At 40.3% G+C, this 18174-nt stretch carries 17 protein-coding genes and 1 pseudogene; 15 read left to right on the top strand and 3 right to left on the bottom strand.

The annotated features are described in order from the left end of the window. Window positions 1-102 precede the first annotated feature (102 nt). The 7 genes from VZF35_RS26640 (at window position 103) to VZF35_RS26670 (ending at window position 7055) form a co-directional block, all read left to right on the top strand. Window positions 103-1251, top strand: a complete 1149-nt coding sequence (locus tag VZF35_RS26640) for a hypothetical protein (protein WP_407309720.1) — start codon at window positions 103-105, stop codon at window positions 1249-1251. A 477-nt stretch (window positions 1252-1728) separates the two neighbouring features. Continuing rightward, window positions 1729-1923, top strand: a complete 195-nt coding sequence (locus VZF35_RS26645; protein WP_407309722.1) for an HAD family hydrolase — start codon at window positions 1729-1731, stop codon at window positions 1921-1923. Window positions 1924-1960: 37 nt separating this feature from the next. Then, complete coding sequence (locus VZF35_RS26650; RefSeq protein WP_407309724.1) at window positions 1961-2521, top strand: arsinothricin resistance N-acetyltransferase ArsN1 family B; 561 nt, start codon at window positions 1961-1963, stop codon at window positions 2519-2521. Between the two features lie 850 nt (window positions 2522-3371). Beyond that, window positions 3372-3656 (top strand): AAA family ATPase, encoded by a 285-nt coding sequence (locus VZF35_RS26655; protein ID WP_407314852.1) that lies wholly within the window; start codon window positions 3372-3374, stop codon window positions 3654-3656. A gap of 193 nt (window positions 3657-3849) precedes the next feature. Then, entirely contained in the window at window positions 3850-5304 is a 1455-nt protein-coding gene (locus VZF35_RS26660; protein ID WP_407309726.1) for a hypothetical protein, read from the top strand. A gap of 639 nt (window positions 5305-5943) precedes the next feature. Beyond that, window positions 5944-6507, top strand: coding sequence for a GNAT family N-acetyltransferase (locus VZF35_RS26665; protein ID WP_407309728.1), 564 nt, complete (start codon window positions 5944-5946; stop codon window positions 6505-6507). Between the two features lie 83 nt (window positions 6508-6590). Next, on the top strand, window positions 6591-7055 hold the full coding sequence (locus tag VZF35_RS26670) for a DUF4829 domain-containing protein (RefSeq protein ID WP_407309730.1): 465 nt from the start codon (window positions 6591-6593) through the stop codon (window positions 7053-7055). 192 nt (window positions 7056-7247) lie between these two features. Here VZF35_RS26670 and VZF35_RS26675 read toward each other — a convergent pair whose 3' ends face one another. Further along, entirely contained in the window at window positions 7248-7604 is a 357-nt protein-coding gene (locus tag VZF35_RS26675) for a hypothetical protein (RefSeq protein ID WP_407309732.1), read from the bottom strand. A 38-nt stretch (window positions 7605-7642) separates the two neighbouring features. After that, window positions 7643-8569 (bottom strand): phosphodiester glycosidase family protein, encoded by a 927-nt coding sequence (locus tag VZF35_RS26680; RefSeq protein ID WP_407309734.1) that lies wholly within the window; start codon window positions 8567-8569, stop codon window positions 7643-7645. A 445-nt stretch (window positions 8570-9014) separates the two neighbouring features. Between VZF35_RS26680 and VZF35_RS26685 the strand changes: the two genes are divergently transcribed. From VZF35_RS26685 to VZF35_RS26720, 8 genes and pseudogenes are all read left to right on the top strand, one after another. Then, a complete protein-coding gene (locus VZF35_RS26685) occupies window positions 9015-9152 on the top strand; it encodes a hypothetical protein (RefSeq protein WP_407309736.1) in 138 nt (45 codons plus the stop codon). Window positions 9153-9232: 80 nt separating this feature from the next. Next, the gene (locus tag VZF35_RS26690; RefSeq protein ID WP_407309738.1) at window positions 9233-9910 is read left to right on the top strand and encodes a response regulator transcription factor; all 678 of its coding nucleotides are present in this window, start codon (window positions 9233-9235) and stop codon (window positions 9908-9910) included. Next, window positions 9907-10938, top strand: coding sequence for a sensor histidine kinase (locus VZF35_RS26695; protein WP_407309740.1), 1032 nt, complete (start codon window positions 9907-9909; stop codon window positions 10936-10938). Before VZF35_RS26690 ends, VZF35_RS26695 begins: the two co-directional genes overlap by 4 nt. 299 nt (window positions 10939-11237) lie before the next feature. Further along, complete coding sequence (locus tag VZF35_RS26700) at window positions 11238-12395, top strand: efflux RND transporter periplasmic adaptor subunit (protein WP_407309742.1); 1158 nt, start codon at window positions 11238-11240, stop codon at window positions 12393-12395. A gap of 12 nt (window positions 12396-12407) precedes the next feature. Then, window positions 12408-15494, top strand: a complete 3087-nt coding sequence (locus tag VZF35_RS26705; RefSeq protein ID WP_407309744.1) for an efflux RND transporter permease subunit — start codon at window positions 12408-12410, stop codon at window positions 15492-15494. 554 nt (window positions 15495-16048) lie between these two features. Further along, window positions 16049-16732, top strand: coding sequence for an HAD family hydrolase (locus VZF35_RS26710; RefSeq protein WP_407309746.1), 684 nt, complete (start codon window positions 16049-16051; stop codon window positions 16730-16732). An 11-nt stretch (window positions 16733-16743) separates the two neighbouring features. After that, window positions 16744-17358: a DUF3102 domain-containing protein gene (locus VZF35_RS26715; protein WP_407309748.1), complete on the top strand. Its 615-nt coding sequence runs from the start codon at window positions 16744-16746 to the stop codon at window positions 17356-17358. After that, a pseudogene (locus VZF35_RS26720) lies at window positions 17315-17524 on the top strand (terminase TerL endonuclease subunit); the annotation flags it as partial. The gene VZF35_RS26715 and the pseudogene VZF35_RS26720, both read left to right, overlap by 44 nt. A 23-nt stretch (window positions 17525-17547) precedes the next feature. Here the strand turns inward: VZF35_RS26720 and VZF35_RS26725 are convergent. Next, window positions 17548-18135 (bottom strand): hypothetical protein, encoded by a 588-nt coding sequence (locus tag VZF35_RS26725; protein ID WP_407309750.1) that lies wholly within the window; start codon window positions 18133-18135, stop codon window positions 17548-17550. Between the last annotated feature and the right edge of the window lie 39 nt (window positions 18136-18174).

The following is an 18174-nucleotide window of genomic DNA, read 5'->3' on the forward strand; positions in this document are numbered from 1 at the left end:
TTGCAAAAACAAGGTGCTGACCAGTACTTGCAATGATTAGCCTGCGATCTTATAGAACCACTTATTTGTGCTGCCAGCGGTAGCGGCGGAATGGAGGTTTATATGAAAGATTCAGTGCAAGAGGTCTTCGACTGGATATATAAAAACAAGGACCCATACCACACTGGCGAGTCTGCAGGTAAATGGTTTGCAGAAGTGAATACATCATATAGAGGTGGCGATTTTGCTTGGGGTTGGGGTGCTGTCGGGGTTGCCTTATACTATATGTTTAAAGCAACAGGTAACTTGAAATACCTTGATTGGATGGTTCCCCAAATTGATTGGGTTATCAGCCATCGGGATACCGACCTGGATGTAGAAAGTTATTTGGGTACACGTATGAAATTACCAGTATGGAATGATGGGGGACAGTACGGTAGTATACATGCCTATCCCGTTCACACTGCTGTAATATGTATTCCAATACTTCTTTTTATTAAGGTTGTAATGACATTAGGCATTCGACGATACTTTGACCGACTAGATAACTACTTGTTGGTTTGTAGGGATGCGCTGGAGGCACACGATACACCCGATAATTGGATAGATTTCTCACTAATAACAGGTTATCCTGTTGAACCGAATTTTGGTACTTTCGATGAAGCCGGTAAGGTCACCATGCCTAACAGAGGTAATGCTTATCTTGCTGCCTGTGCACTTCTGGATAAATTATGTGCTGCATCAAAACATCAAACGAAAGTTATCAAAGGATTCAACTATTTCTATACGTGTTTTCGGTTGGATGAAACATCAAATAGCTATTATTGGAGTTACTGGCCGTATTATTATGGTGAAAGCGGCTGGGAAGATATTTCGCATGCCAGCCTAACAATGATGAGTTTTTGGCTTGCTCATCATGAAGCGTGTCTTTCGGTCTATTCGTCAATTGACTTTCAAAGAGTAGCCAATACAGCTAAAAGAATTGTACACGTACACTGCGGTCAGATAATGGTAAATGACAACATTTCTCCGTCTTCAACCCGAAAAGAGTTCTCATCAAGCAGTTACCGTACGTCTATTGGAACTTGGAGTTTGCTGGCATTTTATGATCCCTTGGTGCTAATCAAGATCAATCCTTGTGTTAGTGAATTGATTAATATGATAGTTAACAATAGGCAAATGGTGATTGGGGACGTTTTAAAGTCAATAGGTATTTGCATTTATGTAAATAAATCCCTCGGTCAGTGTTTGGAGCATTACTTGTCACTCTGAATAATCGGCACTTTAGCCTCTATCGCAGTCAAACCATTGATATCATCGGTAGTTTTACCGATTTCCATAGTGTATCAAATTCGGTGTTTTTACAAGCTTTTGTCAGACCTTTCATTCTGCTAAAATCAGAGGGAGAGAGAGGGTAAAAGCTTTAATGAATTAAGTTTGATAATCAAGAATCATAAATTTAATCAACTATTTCCCCGAGGAACAAAGCTTCCTCAGATTGATGCCATCAGAGATACACTTAAAGTCATGGATATCAACGGACTAAAACAATTCAATCAACACATTGTAAAGCTACCACACTGCAGGAGCAATTAAGCAGAAGCAGCGATATGATAGCACGTACACCCTATATCTAGAGATCCAGGCCCAGACGCCATTAACTTTAGATACTTAAGGCTTGTGGAGACGTTGTTCTCCCGAGAAGCAAACATATTGAATTGTAATTATTAAGAGGGATGGTAATAGGAAATGGAGATTGATAGTATTATTTTTGATTTAGACGGAACTCTTTGGAATTCAATAGCAGGAATTTGTGAGGCGTGGCAGGCAGTCTTAGCAAAATTCCCGTGGTGGAGGCGCGAGAAGGATTTAATTGACAAACGGGAAATTCAAAATTATCATAGCAATATAAGGCAAAGGCGCCGTGACAGTTATGATAACTGACGGCGTCTTTTTCATACTTTAAAAGAGGTGTACTCTTATGATAAGACTTGCCAATAAGCAAGACGCAGTACAAATTCTCGACATTTATAGACCATACGTTGAAAATACATCAATTTCTTTTGAAACTGATGTTCCGTCCCATGATGAAATGGAGACAAGAATTGATCGTGTATTGCCTAAAAATCCATGGTTAGTTTATGAAGAAAGTAATACCATTTTAGGCTATGCGTACGCTTCTAAGCATCGTGAGCGTGCTGCCTACAGATGGTCGGTCGACGTTTCTATCTATGTTAGGAAGGAATGTAGAGGAAAGGGAATCGGTAAGGCGTTATATACAGCCTTGCTTTCCCTCTTAAAGCTCCAAGGTTATTGCAATGCTTACGCAGGGATATGTTTGCCTAATGAATCAAGTGTTGGAATCCACGAGTATTTTGGTTTTAAGAAGATAGCTCAATATAATAAAGCTGGATACAAATTTGGCCAATGGCATGATGTAGGGTGGTGGGAGTTGTTTCTTAAACATCATTTGCTCGAACCCACCGAACCAGTTCCATTAAGCATGGTTGAACAATACGAGATACTTTTGGCACTTGGTTAACATGAACCGATCGTGTTAAATAACCGCACTGGGAGCGTTGGACGTACGTGTCTTATCGGCGGTGGGTTGGGTTAGTGGACTAATTTCCGAAGTTATTGATTGTCTTGGCAGTTAAGTTTAAAGTATACTAAATTCACTCATTGCAAAAAGTCTTATGTTTTATCTCTACCCATAAGCTTAAAAAAAAGGGATTTTAGTTGGTCACTTTCGAAAGTTCGAATAGCCGACAAGGACAAAATGGTGAGCTAAATGCTGATCTTGCTAATTGTCATCCGCTATTATCAGTCCGATCACTACTATAGATGAGGTATATCGGATGATTTTAGAAAAGGCAATGACAGAGAGTCAGCATGGTTTTGTTTCATCATTTATATTATGGTTTATGGGGTCATTCTCTTAACACTCGTACAGCTTTTTTTACAAATTCCCCCAGATCTCATACAGTTTCTTGTCAGCTAATTAAATTCAATGGCTCGGTGAACCAGTGATAATGGTCGGTGACGCCTGGTCAGGAACAAAGTTCCATTTTTGATTGTCCTTATTAGGACTTCCAATTACAACTGCAGATGGTCAAAATGCAGATTCGTGGGCTGGTGATTGGCTCCATTCCTTGGAGCTGCTTTAAGGTATGTCGGACGTGGTTTTTAAATGATCGTGATAGTTGTTCATCGTACGGCATCTAGCACATTTATTAAGGATTTTAATTAACATGATAACAGCCAATTATCCATATATCCGTTCGACTTAAAATGTAAAGCCAAGAAAGAATTGAATATGGAGGGTTACATATTGTTTTTATTTGAGATAAGTATTCAAAATTTTAGATGTTTTTGGTGAAACAATTCAAACAATATGTTTTAATAAAGGCCTAAATGTTCTCGTTGGAGAAAAAGATTCTGGAAAATCAGCGGTAATTGATGCTATCAGAATTGTACTTGGTACAACTGATCAAGGATGGTATCGAATTGACATTTCTGATTTTTATGGAGAATATAATACAAAAGAAATAACGATTAGGTGCAAATTTAAAGATTTGAGCGAAGATGAAAGGGGTGCATTTTTGGAGTGCCTTATATATGAAAATACTACTGTCAAGAATAAACCATATCTCTGTCTTTTTTGGAAGTTTACCTAAGACTACTATTTAAGAAATCAGGGCTACAGCTTTGTGACAGTCCCAGAGTTGCTGAATATTAGTAAATGATGGATAAGTTAAACCTCCTAACGAAGAATCAAATTTCTACGTAGGAGGTTTTGTTGTCTAGAAAAAATTAGATAAAGTATGTAGAATTATATCGTAATGATTGCAGTGAGGGAGGAGCAATAAAATGATAGAGCATTCCAGAGCTTGGCATCGCGCAATAAGACGTAGACGAAGATCTAGGATCACGTTAATTGCATTTACTTTCTTATTGCTTCTTATTTGTTTAATAATGTTTAAACACACTGAAAAGATGACGAGTAGTAAGGCAATAGCTAACACAACAACTAATACAACAACTCAGTCCTTAACCTCTAAAATTCCCGACGCTGTTAAAAATGCTCTCCAAGGAGCAATTTTAGCAAAGCACCCAGATTTACTAAGGAAATTCCCCTATCCTTTTAATGCCATGTTAGCTATTTCATCAGATGCAGATATGACTACGTTAGAGGAGTTTGAAGAGTATCATAGATTTTTAAATACTAAAGAACAAACACCTTATGGGGAAGGTTTAGGATTAGATATTGGAGATTCTACATGGTTTTACATAGCAAATGACACTTCGGAAAAAGTAGATAAAGATGGACATTCTGTTGATTATTCGATGTCCTATTTTCAAGGTGTTGATCCCCAAAAGCTAAAGGATTCAAAGAAGATAGTCCATTACTTTAAAGTTGGATGGATTGATTCATTGCATACCTTTGGAGACTTTTCCCGAAACGATCACTTAATTAAATTTACACGCAGTTTAGCGGTCGCCGCATGGGATGCGATGAATCAGAGCGGATTTAAACCTGAAGTTTGGATTAATCATGGGTCCGAAACCAATGTTCAGAATTTTGGGGTGTATAATTCTCATACCCTTTTTAAATATCAGCAAGGGGATAACCCTAAATCACCGTATTACCATACAGACTTGACGCTCAAAAATGGGATTCGTTATGTTTGGAATTCCATGGGCGGAAATCAATTCAGCTACGATGACCCGTTGTTTCCCCTTCATCTACGTGACGGTCAAAATGTATGGGGATTCTATCGTTATACGAATGAATTAAATAAAGGAAAGATTGACTGGACTTGGGAAACTCAGTTTATATCAAGACAAATTACAAAAACGCGGTTGGATCAACTTGTTCAGGAAGGAAAGTATTCAGTTGTTACACAACATTTAGGTAAAGGGAGTAATGGTTTTCCTTTTACCAAAGAAGGAATTCAAACCCTTCATTTATTAAAGACTTATAATGATGAGGGAAAAATACTGGTTGCTCGCACTTCCCGTTTATTGGATTATGCTAGAAGTCATAAATATGTTCACTATTCGGTTGTACAGTTAGACGGTAAGACCTACATCAATATTAATTCCATAGACGATCTGGTTTTAGGTTCGACTGTTCCTTCAATAGACGATATCCGTGGACTTACCTTTTATGTAAATGATCCTAGCAATACTTGCTTATTATTAAACTTAAATCCGATATCTACAGATGAGATACAGTATAATTCCCAGGACGGGAACGGTAAAAAAAGTATAGAGATTAAATGGTATAAGCCTGATTATACAGATTACACTAAGGAGGTATAGTTTCTTAGGCCTAAAGTCTTACTAGAAGAGAAGTTCTACAATGTTAAATAGGTATACATCATTTTTAAACCTAAGGCCCCTTCAAGGAACCAGTTAATTTTAAAAATATCTCTAAACTCCTCTTAAAATGTGTTTTCCAAACCGATAAATCAAGCACTCCAGGCACGTTGAGACCGTGTCGAGTTTGAACAGCTATGACTTCGGCTTACTGCAAACTTTCACTATACCTACGTGATCTAATTTGAACGCGTTTGTAGAACACATACGTAAACCTAATGTTTTATGTATGTGTTTTCTATCGAGCCGATTTGGCAACTCCAGGCACGTAGAGACTGTTATGAATTTAGAAACTGTAAGAGTTAAGAATTTCTGGATTGTTCCATATTATGTGGATGGTCTGGCTTTTTGTTTTTAAGGAGCTTCATTTTGAATTTTTCAGTGGTATATTTATTAATTAAATTTATTGCAGGAAGTTTAGGATAATAATGGAATTACTACGATACGAGAAAGGCATCCTAAATTATCACTGAAAAACCCCATCGAGCGATAATTACCCGACGGGAGCGTTGGGACGGGTTTAGAAGATATAGAATGCGAAATAGTGGATCATAAGATACAAAATAACTGGGGGGTTTAAAAATGGAAGTTACCATATATCCAATATCTGAGGAACGAATCGAGGATTTTCTCCATTTTTTTGATAATGTTGCTTTTACTGATAATAAAGAGTGGTCTGGTTGCTATTGTCAGTTTTATCATTTTGATGATGAGCAATGGAAACGACAGACAGCGGAAAGAAATCGGCTGTCTGCCATAAAATTAATCCAAGAGGGTAGAATGAAGGGGTATTTAGCTTACTTTGATGGAAAGCCAATAGGGTGGTGCAATGTAAACGATAAATTTAACTTTTTGAGGCTTGTTTCAAATAAAGAGTTATGGGATGGTACAGAGGGAAAAACCTGTTCTATTGTTTGCTTTGTTATTGCCCCAGAGTATAGAAAGAAAGGTGTAGCCAGCCAAATACTGGAAGCAATATGTAATGACTACTCAAACAGAGGATATGAATATGTGGAGGCATATCCGAGGAAAGGAGAACTTACAAATGCCCAGCATTATCATGGACCTATGTCCATGTATAAGAAGGCAGAATTTTTGTTATACAGATCATTTAGCCATTATGATATTGTACGAAAGGAATTATAAAAATACCTTGAATAATATGGATTCGGTGAGCTTCTTTTGAGGCAAAAGAGAAGAAACCATCTTTCGAGGGTGAGGGGGTTATCTTGAAAAAGACTTTAGTAATCCTAGGACTTATAAGTCTATTCGTTTTTACTTTGATGAGAAGCGGCAGTGAAAACGTTCCTATTAACACTAATAATTCATCCCAACCAAAACAAGTAATAGAAAACTACTTTAAATTCTGCAATGGGAAAAATAGGCAGGGCTTATTATCCACATTAACCAGGTGGCATGATCAATCAAACGTGGATTTTGGTTTTGACAATCTATTATTTATAAAGCTTTTGAGTATTGGAAATAACGATATGACCACAGTTAATGCTTATTTGGGGTGTGGACGCGGGTTAGTTAATGGAGTTAAACCGAACAATGTTATGGCGTACAAAGTCACTTATGTATCTTTATATAGCAAAGGTCCATGGTTAAGTGGAATTCAAACTGAAAAATTTACTTTGATTAGAGAAAATGATAACGCGCCGTGGTTAATAGATGACATTGGTCAAGGTTAAATCGGAGGGGATATTAAGATATAACAATACTCTAAGGAGAAACCGGCTTTCGATTACTTATATATTTACTGAGGAGAACAATGGCGCGGCGGCGACGGCGCGTGGTTTCGTCGTGCCATCAACGCAACCGAAGGTACGCTTGGTGAACTGCCCAGCCATACGATATTGCGGGATCAGAACTCGGAGTCGCCCTTACACCTCGACAGGCTCCAGGCCAAAGCTTTTCGTCGCTTCCACCAACACAGTGTATTCCGCATCCGCAACGCTATCCTTCCACACACCTCTGCGTCGCTGGTCGGCAAACACCTCAAGCGCACCCTCGCGCAAGCCAATCTCACACTTAAACTCGGGCACATTACGCACGGCTTTGGATGAATCATAAGCATTGTGGAACGCGCTGATCTCGTCGAGCATGAGAAAGCGCTTTCGGTCTTGTGCGAGAATCCATTGCGCAGGCATGAAGATCAGGCGTGACGTGCGACCGAGCGCACCTGCGACTTCGTGGTAGTAATCGCGCCATGCGAGTATTCTATTTACGAAAGATGTCATGTTTGAGCACGATGCTGTACCTGAGATGAAGGCGGATCCTATTTCACTATGAAAAAGGATGGCGCATGGCGTTCACCGTATGGACTGGAAGGATGATTAATAATCTTACCATGATAATAGAGGACGGTTGATGCCCCGCCGTCAAGATTGGCTACGTTGTAGGCGCCATTTTTAAGCATGATATCCTGAACGTCTTTTAGAGTAGCTCCTAGTGATCCAATCTGTCGTCCGTCGATGACCAGCATTAAGATTGTACCGTCCTTTGTTTGCCCTATGGCTGTTCTTGGAGCAATTGCCCATGCTCCATTTCCATGGGTTATGGCTGGTTTACCGTTGACGACAAGAAAAGGACCGAAGGTCACAGCGTCACGTATCTCCATTCGTTTAATGTTGGCTAAGGTATAATGGCCTAGTACAAGAACATTTTTTTGGTTCATGCCAATGATATCGTAGGTTGAAACTCCAGAATCCTTGTAAAGAAGTCTACCGCGAGAGAGGAGAATACCCTGTGGGTGGCCGCCGCTTCCATTGCCCTCTGGATCATTAAAAGCTCCGCCATTAATGACTGCTACAGCACCAGTAACCGCGGCTATGTCCTCAGCCCTTTCACCGATTTTCCCTAGATAACGTGTCGCTGCCACTCTCACGCGCCCAGGATTACTGACTTTAAGCAAGTACCCTGTAAACCCATTTTGATTAATGTCAATAAGCTCGGTGCTATTATTCTTATTCGTCCCGTGCGTATTAATTAAGGTCGGATCGGAGTTTCCCAAATCTTTCGCTTGGTCGCTGTCCAGTATTTTTTGAATCTTGGCATCGTTAAAAAACCATTTTGCCAAGTACTGATGATTCATAGACGTCATAGCACTTTCTACCCAAAAATTACGTAACGTCTCAAAGGGTTGAAGGGGGCAATAAAGAAACCCTGTGAAGAGCAAAAGAAATATACTAAAAGACCATGCCATGAGGCGGGGGAATAACCTTTTTTTATGTTTATAATGGTAGACCGAAAAAGGTTTCTTTTCGGGTCGTGGTTGCATCGCCGAATTTGAGGATTTAGGGATTCCAGTACTACCCATATTACTTACATCTCCGAAGACTATATTCTATATTTGTAACTCTACAGAATTGGCATGGAAAACTATTAAATTAGAATGGAAATAAGTATTTCCCGTAAATGTTATAGAAGTATTATAACCCTTATTTTATCACATAACCTAACATGCATTAAGAGGTACCGTTTGTATATGCAAGATATGGCTTTGGTAAGGTTGAAGAATATGATTATGTGTCAAGAGAGCGATCCTGAATTAAAGTTTAATTAAGAGGCGGAAAACGGTTTATAGCCAAAGGCTACAACCGGAAGCTATGTGGGATATGTATCGATTGCTTAAAGAAAGAAGGTACAAAATGCTAAAGGATATACTATCTCGCTTCATAAAGAATGCTGATGAGAAGCCAAAAACAAATCCGGTCACAGCTCCCTATCGGTATCAGATTAACGCTGAAAAATGCCGGAGCTGCGACAGATGTAAAAAAGTTATTTAAATTATTGACTCGTTTACACTCTATTTAAAAACTTACTTTATACTGTATTTCATACGCTTTTGTATGAGAGAGGTGCGATAATGAATAAAATATTGGTAGTTGATGATGATGCTAATATTCGCAGGCTGGTAGGCACTATATTGAACGATGCGGGTTTCGATGTTTGCGAAGCGGCAGAAGGACGCGACGCCCTTATAAAACTTGACGATAATAAAATAGACCTTTGTGTTGTGGATATTATGATGCCAAATATGGACGGCTTGGATTTTTGCCGGAATGCCCGCAAGTATTACAAGGATATGCCTATCCTTATGTTGACGGCGAAAAGTGAAATAGGATCAAAAATTGAAAGTTATGGATCGGGTGCAGATGATTATCTGACAAAACCTTTTGAAGCTGAAGAATTGCTGCTTCGCATCAGAGCGTTGCTCAAACGCTATAAAATCGTTTCACAGCAAACGATTGCAATAGGTGCTCTTAACGTGGACAGCAACAGCTATACAGTTTCTGTTGGAGGAGAACGCCTAAGTATTCCCTTGCGAGAATTTGAACTCCTTTTTAAACTTGGCAGCTTCCCGGGAAAAACTTTATCCCGCAATCAGCTTATCGAGGAAATATGGGGGATCGATTTTGACGGCAATGAACGCACTTTGGATGTTCATGTCGGACGGCTGCGCGATCGATTTCCATCCGAAAGATTCGGCTTTCAAATTCTCACCATCCGCAGCTTGGGTTATCGTCTGGAAGTGATTTCTTGAAAAAAAAGAGCCGGTTTCAAAATTTGCTCTGGCTGTGTTTTGGCGTGTGCATACTTGGGGCGTATTTTATTGCAAGCTATCTACTGATGCTGCTGATTTACCGGTTCATAGGAAGTCCGCCCGAACCGTGGAGGGGTAGGACCTACGGTATTATCAGTTTATTTCTGATTGTCGGGAGTATTATTGTAGCGTCTATTATAAACAACTACAATCAATCCCGCCTGCGGCGGAGAACTCTTGAAGCTTTGGAAAGAATAGCGCAGGGTAATTTTAAGGTGTTTATTGAGCCTGATGCACGTGGGCACTTCAATGAGATCACTGAAAGTATTAACAATATGGCCAAAGAACTCGGTACAATGGAACAGTTACGGCAGGATTTTATCTCTAATATATCTCACGAATTTCAATCGCCGTTGACATCAATCAGCGGCTATGCCGCACTGCTGCGAAAGGACGGTGCGACCCTTAAGCAGTTGGAATATGCCACGATCATCGAAGAGGAAAGCAAGAGATTATCCAAACTGTCGGAAAATCTTTTGCGGCTGTCGGCATTGGAAGCGGAGGAGGGCTCTATCACGAAAGCCTCGTTCCGGTTGGACAGACAACTTGAAAACGTTGTATTACTCTTAGAACCGCAATGGAAAGCAAAAAATATTATACCCGAAACAATACTGCCCAAAATTACCGTCAGTGGAAATGAGGATCTGTTAAAGCAGGTTTGGATCAACCTTTTGGTGAATGCTATAAAATTCACACCTGAAAATGGAGAGATTAACGTCAGCTTAAAACAGGACGGTGAAACCGTGGTTTGTATCATTTCCGATAACGGTATCGGTATAGCGCCTTCAGAGCAAATGCATATTTTTGAGCGATTTTATAAAGTAGATAAATCACGCAACCGATCATTGGGTGGAAACGGACTGGGGCTCGCGCTTGTGAAAAAGATTGTAGATATACACAGAGGTGATGTCACAGTAGAAAGTGCTTTGGGAAAAGGGACGGTCTTCAAGGTCACATTACCATATTAAGGGTAATTTAAAATGATACGAAACGGTGGAACGTTAATCCACCGTTTTTTTGCGTTCATGTATTTTTCAAAAAGTATGATCTCTGTTTAAACTCCGTTTAATTTTCTCATCTAAGATGAAGGTTAAGAAAGTAAATTATATGCAATATCAACCCTTGAATCAAATAGCTTTTAGAATACCTTATATGAAAACATTTTAAAAAGAACTCAGGTGAACTATATAAATTTCTCAATGACAAGGTTATGGATGAAGCAAGGCTAGGGTTTAAATCATCATTATTGAAGGAGAAGGTTGAGGATATGAGTAAAAAGAAAATTTTTTCTATTGCAGTTATAGCAGTTGTATTAATTATCGGCGTTGCCTTCTTTCGGAGCAAAGTTCAACTACCCTTTGCGTCGAAAGTTAATCAAAGTGGAGAGAATTCTACAGGCAACAAAGTGTCTGTAGAGGTCATTAAGCCGACGGAGATGACTCAAAGTCCAGGGTCAGCCTATAAATCATCACTTGAAGCCAAACAAGAGGGAATTGTAAGTTCTAAAAATAACGGAAAGGTAATCAGCATTCTCTTTGATGATGGCCAGAAAGTCACGCAAGGTCAGGAACTCGTCATTTTAGATGACGAGGATATTAAGAAACAGTTGAAGTCTGCTGAAAGCCAACTAGAGGCTTCCAAGGCATCTCTTCTAGGGCCGGAAGCTAATCTCGAAAATGCTCAGCGTGTATATGACCGAACCAAAATACTGGTCGAGCAGGGTGCTGCTGCTCAAGCTGATCTAGATAATGCGGGTACTTCTTTGAAATCCATTCAGGCGGACATTGCCTCTAGTCAAGCCAGTATTAAAACCGCACAAACTAATATCGACAATCTCAATTCTCAATTGACCGATATGATCATTAGAGCACCTTTCAGTGGTGAGATCGATAGTAAAAATGTCAGCATTGGACAGTATGTTTCCCCTAGTGATGTTTTGGGAAAGGTTGAAGATACATCTTCGATAAATGCTGTTATCGAGATAGACCAATCTCAAATCCAGAATGTCAAGTTAGGTCAAAAAGCTAAAGTAATCATTAATGAAGATACTTCAAAACCCTATGAAGGTGTTGTAAAAAACATCAATACATCTGCTGATGCCACCTCCCGTTCTTTCCAAGTGAAAATAGGGTTAATTAATCAGTCATTATCCTTAAGACCCGGGGAATCTGTTAAGGTTATGCTCCTCGACGAGACCAAAGCTCAGAGTTTTGCCCTACCTGTTGCACTGCTTGCCGGGAATGAGGGTAATTATTATGTATACATAAATGATAAGGGAATTGCCCGCAAACGAGCCGTAACAGTTAAAAACTTAACCGACAATCAGGCTGAGATCAAATCAGGACTAAACGGTAAGGAAGAAATTATAGCAACAAACCTGAACACGCTTCAGGATGGTGATGCCATCACGGTGGTATCAAAATAGGGGGGTTAATGTGTGTTTTTAACTAAGATTAGTATCAAACGTCCAGTATATATAACCGTTATAATAATGATTCTCCTTCTTATAGGAATCATGTCTTATCGAAGCTTGAGTATCAATGATATGCCGGAAGCAGACTTGCCCTATGTAACAGTTTCTATTACAGAGCAAGGTGTGGCCCCCGACCAAATAGAAACTAATGTGGCTAAGAAAGTTGAAGATGCTATTGGAGAGGTTTCCGGTGTAAAGCATATAACTACAACTATAAATGAAGGTTCCTGCAGTATTATCGTTGAATTTGTTCTGGGAAAGCCACCGGATACCGCGGCTCAGGAAGTAAGGGACAAAGTCTCTTCGATACGAAAAAGTCTCCCGGATGATATCGATGATCCGGTTATTGCCAAATACGATGTTACTGCACAGCCTATCTTATCCCTGGCCGTCAGCGGGACCATGGACAATCGAGCCATTTCCAAACTTGTAGATGATGAGATAAGCAAGAGTTTATATACTGTAAACGGTGTTGGCTCGCTCAAGATCTACGGTGCAGAGGAAAGAGAGGTCAGGATCAAGCCTGATCTCGACAAGTTGACCGCTTATGGACTGACTCCGGCAGATTTGGTTACCAGCCTACAAAGCAGCAACTTCGAAGAACCGGGAGGTAAAGTGACAACGGACGGGCAAAGCGAAATATCCCTCCGCACTGACAACAAAGTTAAGTCCCTGGATGATTTTTATAATATTACCGTCGCCGCACGAGGGGATCGGGAGATCAAGGTTCGAGACGTAGCCATTGTGTCGGATGGAATACAAGATAAGGACAGCATATCGTATTACGATGGCCAAGAGGCTATAGGTATTGATATTGTCAAACAATCAGGCTCAAATACAGTACAAGTCTCTGATAATATCAAAAAACAATTAGAGGTTCTTAAGGGTCTTCTCCCTAAGGTCATAACTATTAATGTTGTTGCGGATAATTCAGTCTCCATCCGTGATTCGGTCAATGATGTCGTACAAACTATCCTCGATGGGTGTATCCTTGCCGTTATTATCGTCTTCCTGTTTTTAAATGAATGGGAAAGCACCTTAATAAGTGGGATTTCTTTGCCAACGTCTATTATTACAACCTTTATCGCCATGAAGGTCATGAATTTTTCTCTAAACACCATGTCCCTAATGGCTATGTCCTTAGCAGTCGGCTTGTTAATTGACGATGCCATTGTAGTAATAGAAAACATTGTCCGGCACCTGCATATGGGGAAGTCTCCCTTGCAGGCGGCACTCGACGGCACCTCAGAAATTGGTTTAGCGGTTTTGGCGACAACCTTTGCAGTTGTATCGGTTTTTATACCGATTGCCATGGTTTCAGGTATTATTGGTAAGTTTTTTATTGAATTTGGACTCACAGTGGCCTTTAGTATGCTGGTTTCACTTTTTGTATCATTATCACTCGTACCTTTGATGGCTGCAAAATTATTAACAGCGGAGAGAAAAACTAAAAAAACTCCCCTGGGGTCTTTTTTAAACTGGTTCAATGCTAAAATTGATTCATTGGGTTCGATGTATGCTAAATTTTTAAAGGTTGTGCTTAGACATCGCCTTATAACCCTTATCATTACTGCAGGGCTTTTTGTTGCCAGTATGACACTGATTCCCCTTTTGGGCTTTAGCTTTATGCCTGCCAGTGAAAATGGAATTATTAATATCACTGCAACTACGGACTCCGGTTTAACATTGGATGCAGAAGGAGAAAAGGCTAAAGAAATAGAACATGACCTCAAAAAATTCCCTGAAGTCCGGCATATATATACGACAGTCGCATCAAACAACATCTCTCTGAATGTAACCCTGACTGATAAGCAAGAACGCCAAAAGTCCTCCAAACAGATAGCTTCAGAAATGCGAGATAACTTAAACAAAATCCCCGGCCTTGAACTGTCCCTTCAACCTGGTTCTTTTGGGCCCTCCGACAGCAAGGATGTCTCCTTTGTAATCGAGGGTAACGATCAGGAAACCATGCAGTTATATGCTCTGAAAGCTAAAAAGATGCTCAGTCAGGATCCTCATGCCAAAGATGTGGCGCTCAATGTTACAAATGGTGCCACAGAAACCAAATTAGAGGTCGATAGAGATAAGGCATCGGATCTTGGGGTTAATCCCGCACTAGCGGCAGATACGGTAAGGGCGCTTTTTGGCGGAATAGATGCCGGAAATTTCGATAGTGCAGGTGATAGGTATAATGTACGGGTCTCCTTGCCGGACAATCAACGTAAAAGTTTAGATGATCTGAACGGTATTTATGTCAACGGTTCCAATAATCAACAGGTTCCTCTCTACCAAGTTACGAAAAAAGTGTTATCTACTTCCCATTCCTCAATCAACAGATACGATAGGCTGAGGGAGATCGAACTTTCGGCCAACCTTGATGGTGTCGCTGCAGGAGATTTTTCAAACAAGTATACAGCTCTGCTGCAGAAAGATCCGGATCTGCCCCAAGGCGTTTCTGTTGAAGTCGGGGGTATAAATGATGGCATGGCTGAAGGCTTCAGTAATCTTGTTACGGCACTTTTGATGGGCATACTTTTCATGTTCTTGGTCATGACCATGCAATTTGAAAGCTTTTTGGATCCTATTGCCATCATGTTTTCCCTGCCTATGGCACTTATCGGTGCAGTTTTGGGACTTTATGTCGCAGGCAGTCAGCTCAGTATTATGTCTCTCATTGGGGTTATTCTGCTCATGGGTCTAGTAGCTAAAAATGGTATTCTGCTCATAGACTTTACAAAGCAGCGAAAAAAAGAAGGACTTGGTGTTAATGAGGCCTTGGTAGAAGCAGGTGGTGCTAGACTAAGACCAATTCTCATGACGACTCTTGCTATGATCTTTGGTATGATTCCTGTAGCCCTGGGAACAGGAGCCGGCATAGAGATGCGTGCCCCAATGGGACATGCCGTTATTGGCGGGTTAATCACCTCAACCCTGCTGACACTCTTTATTGTTCCGGTAATTTATTCTCTGCTGGATGATATGAAGAGAAAATTCAGAAGGAAATCTGAAACAAAAGTGGTTCCGGATTTCCCTGTAAAAAATGAGCTGTAAGGCATTTGGATGCGGAAATAAAGAAGCAAGGTGTAAATATAACAAAAGGTTTAGATATAACAATTGGAAATGATTTTGAATAATGGGCTTTATCAAAAAATAGCCTAAAGTGGGGCTGTATCAGAACGCTGAAACATCAGCGTATGATACAGCCTCGCTTTATTATTGACAAGGAAACAAACTTCTCTTTTTCCAAAAATCAAGCGGAGGAGGACACAATGATGCAAGGAGAAAGTATGAACAGTAAACGCCGTACATTTGCCTTAGTTATACTTCTGTTCGGGGCTTTTATGGACCTCATATCATGACCTTTTGGCTAAAATCCGTGAGATTCGTGCAGATATGGAGGGCAAAGTCTAATTTTGTAAATAAACCGTCGTCTTGATTACCCCAAAAATCCGTAATATGATAGATGCATGTAATAATTATTAATTGTCATAAGGAAGTAGATTAAATGAAATCTAAATAAATACTTAAGGCCTGCGGAGACGTTGTTCTTCCGAGAAGCAAACATATTGAATTGTAATTATTTATTAAGAGGGATGGTAATAAAAATGGAGATTGATAGTATTATTTTTGATTTAGACGGCACTCTTTGGAATTCAATAGCAGGAATTTGTGAGGCGTGGCAAGCGGTCTTGGCGAAATCTCCCAACATTACAAAAGCAGTAACACCTGATGACATGCAGGGATGCATGGGGCTGCCAATGGACGAAATCGGCAAAAAGTTGTTCCCGGAATTAGATGAAGCTTTTCAAAGGAAATTAATGAAAGAATTCTGTGAAACAGAACAAGTTTATTTAGAGGAACATGGCGGAATGTTATACCCTAAATTAGAAGAAACCCTTGAAAAGTTATCTCAAAAATACAAATTGTTCATAGTCAGTAATTGTCAGGACGGCTATATACAAGCCTTCTTTAAGGCCCATAGCTTAAAAAAATACTTCAGTGATTTTGAATGTTGGGGTGTAACAGGGCTATCGAAGGGGGAAACCAATAAAATCATCATGGCAAGAAATGGACTGAAAAAACCTATTTATGTAGGAGATACAAATGGAGATGCCCAGTCAGCCAAAGTGGCGGAAATTCCGTTTGTCTATGCAAGATATGGCTTTGGTAAGGTTGAAGAATATAATTATGTCATTGATCGTTTTGAAGAACTGTTAACTTTTAACGACTACTTGGACTCACCGCACCTGAAAAAGGGGCTGGAAGGCAACTTAAACCTCAGATTATAAATAAATGATGCTTGGGAAATAAGGAATCGGTCAGTTACTCTCAGCGAACGGCCGATAGGCTAATGCAGCTCTGGGAAGAGTACGGGACGAAACTGCTTGCCTCCCCTGATAGTGACAGCCAGCCAGATTCGTCACTGGTGACGAATTTGACTTACACCCAGGCGCTCATCCTCCTTGGGATCAACGGCAAACTTCTCCAGAGTATGATGGCAACGCCTACCTCTCTGAAAATGTGTCAAGCGATTGATCAGCTTCAGGACATAGGCTGTCGGGGCATCCTCGTAAGCGGGGGAGCAAATTCACAGGGAGAAGTACCGTTGCTGCCTTTTATGGATTCCCTTGCCTATGCCTGCCAGAAAGGTCTAAAAGTATTGGTCCATAGCGGAATTATTAATCGCGAAACGGCTATGGCTTTAAAAGCGGCGCATGTCGATCAGGTCTTAATAGATGTGATTGGTGACAGGGAGACGATTCACCAGGTGTACCATCTTGACCGAAGATCTGAAGATTACCTACGGGCCATACTCTTCTGTCGTGAAGCAAACTTAAAGATAGCTCCTCATGTAGTCATCGGACTGCACTATAGCACACTCCGGTCATCCGGTGCTTCGCTGGATGATGGATAACATCTACGTTAAAACCGACCCGGCGGGTAACATCAAACCGGACAAAGAAAAGAGCACCGAGCGAATTGACGGTGCCGTTGCTTTAATTATGGCCTTGGATAGAGCGCTAAGGCATGAGAATAATGGTGGCAGTGTCTACGATAAGCGTGGACTTCTAATCCTGTGACGTCGTCGGAGCTAGTAACTTTGCTAATTTAGATATTGATTTAGTACATCGTTATCAGAATTATAATTTGGTGAATAAGTATGGGAATTCGATTTTAATCGTTGCTCAGTGGTTTGAATTGTTGGCTTTGCAGAATCATTAATGGGCTGGGAATCGAAAATAGAATCATCGCCAATTTTGCTAGCTACAACAGTTGTAACCATTCCGTAAGCTGCATTGCCTAGAATATAAGATAAATTACTTGACGCATCTTTGGGTTTTACCTTGTTAGTTGAGAATCCACTCATTAAAGCACCAACAATAGCTCCGTATGTCACTCCATAAAACGCACCTTTGGTAATATAATGATCTCTTCCGTTATTTGACAAAAGATTGACTTTTATTATTCCGCCTAACATGCTTAACCCGGTATCCATCATTCCGCCCAGAAGATTGCCTTTCCAACTGGTCGCTTCCTTGCGCGAGCTAACCCAAACTCCAGCGGCAGTTTCTCTATATGAGCGTTGAGATATTTTTTTACGCAGAGAAATCTCATCGATTGCAGTTTTAACTATTGAACCACACAGTCCTGAGACGATTCCCAAGATATGTCTATCTTTAATTTTTTGCATTGTATAGCCTCCTGTTGTTTTTATTAGTATTTTCTTTGC

This window comes from Desulfosporosinus paludis, from assembly GCF_045689965.1.
Lineage (GTDB): Bacteria > Bacillota > Desulfitobacteriia > Desulfitobacteriales > Desulfitobacteriaceae > Desulfosporosinus > Desulfosporosinus paludis.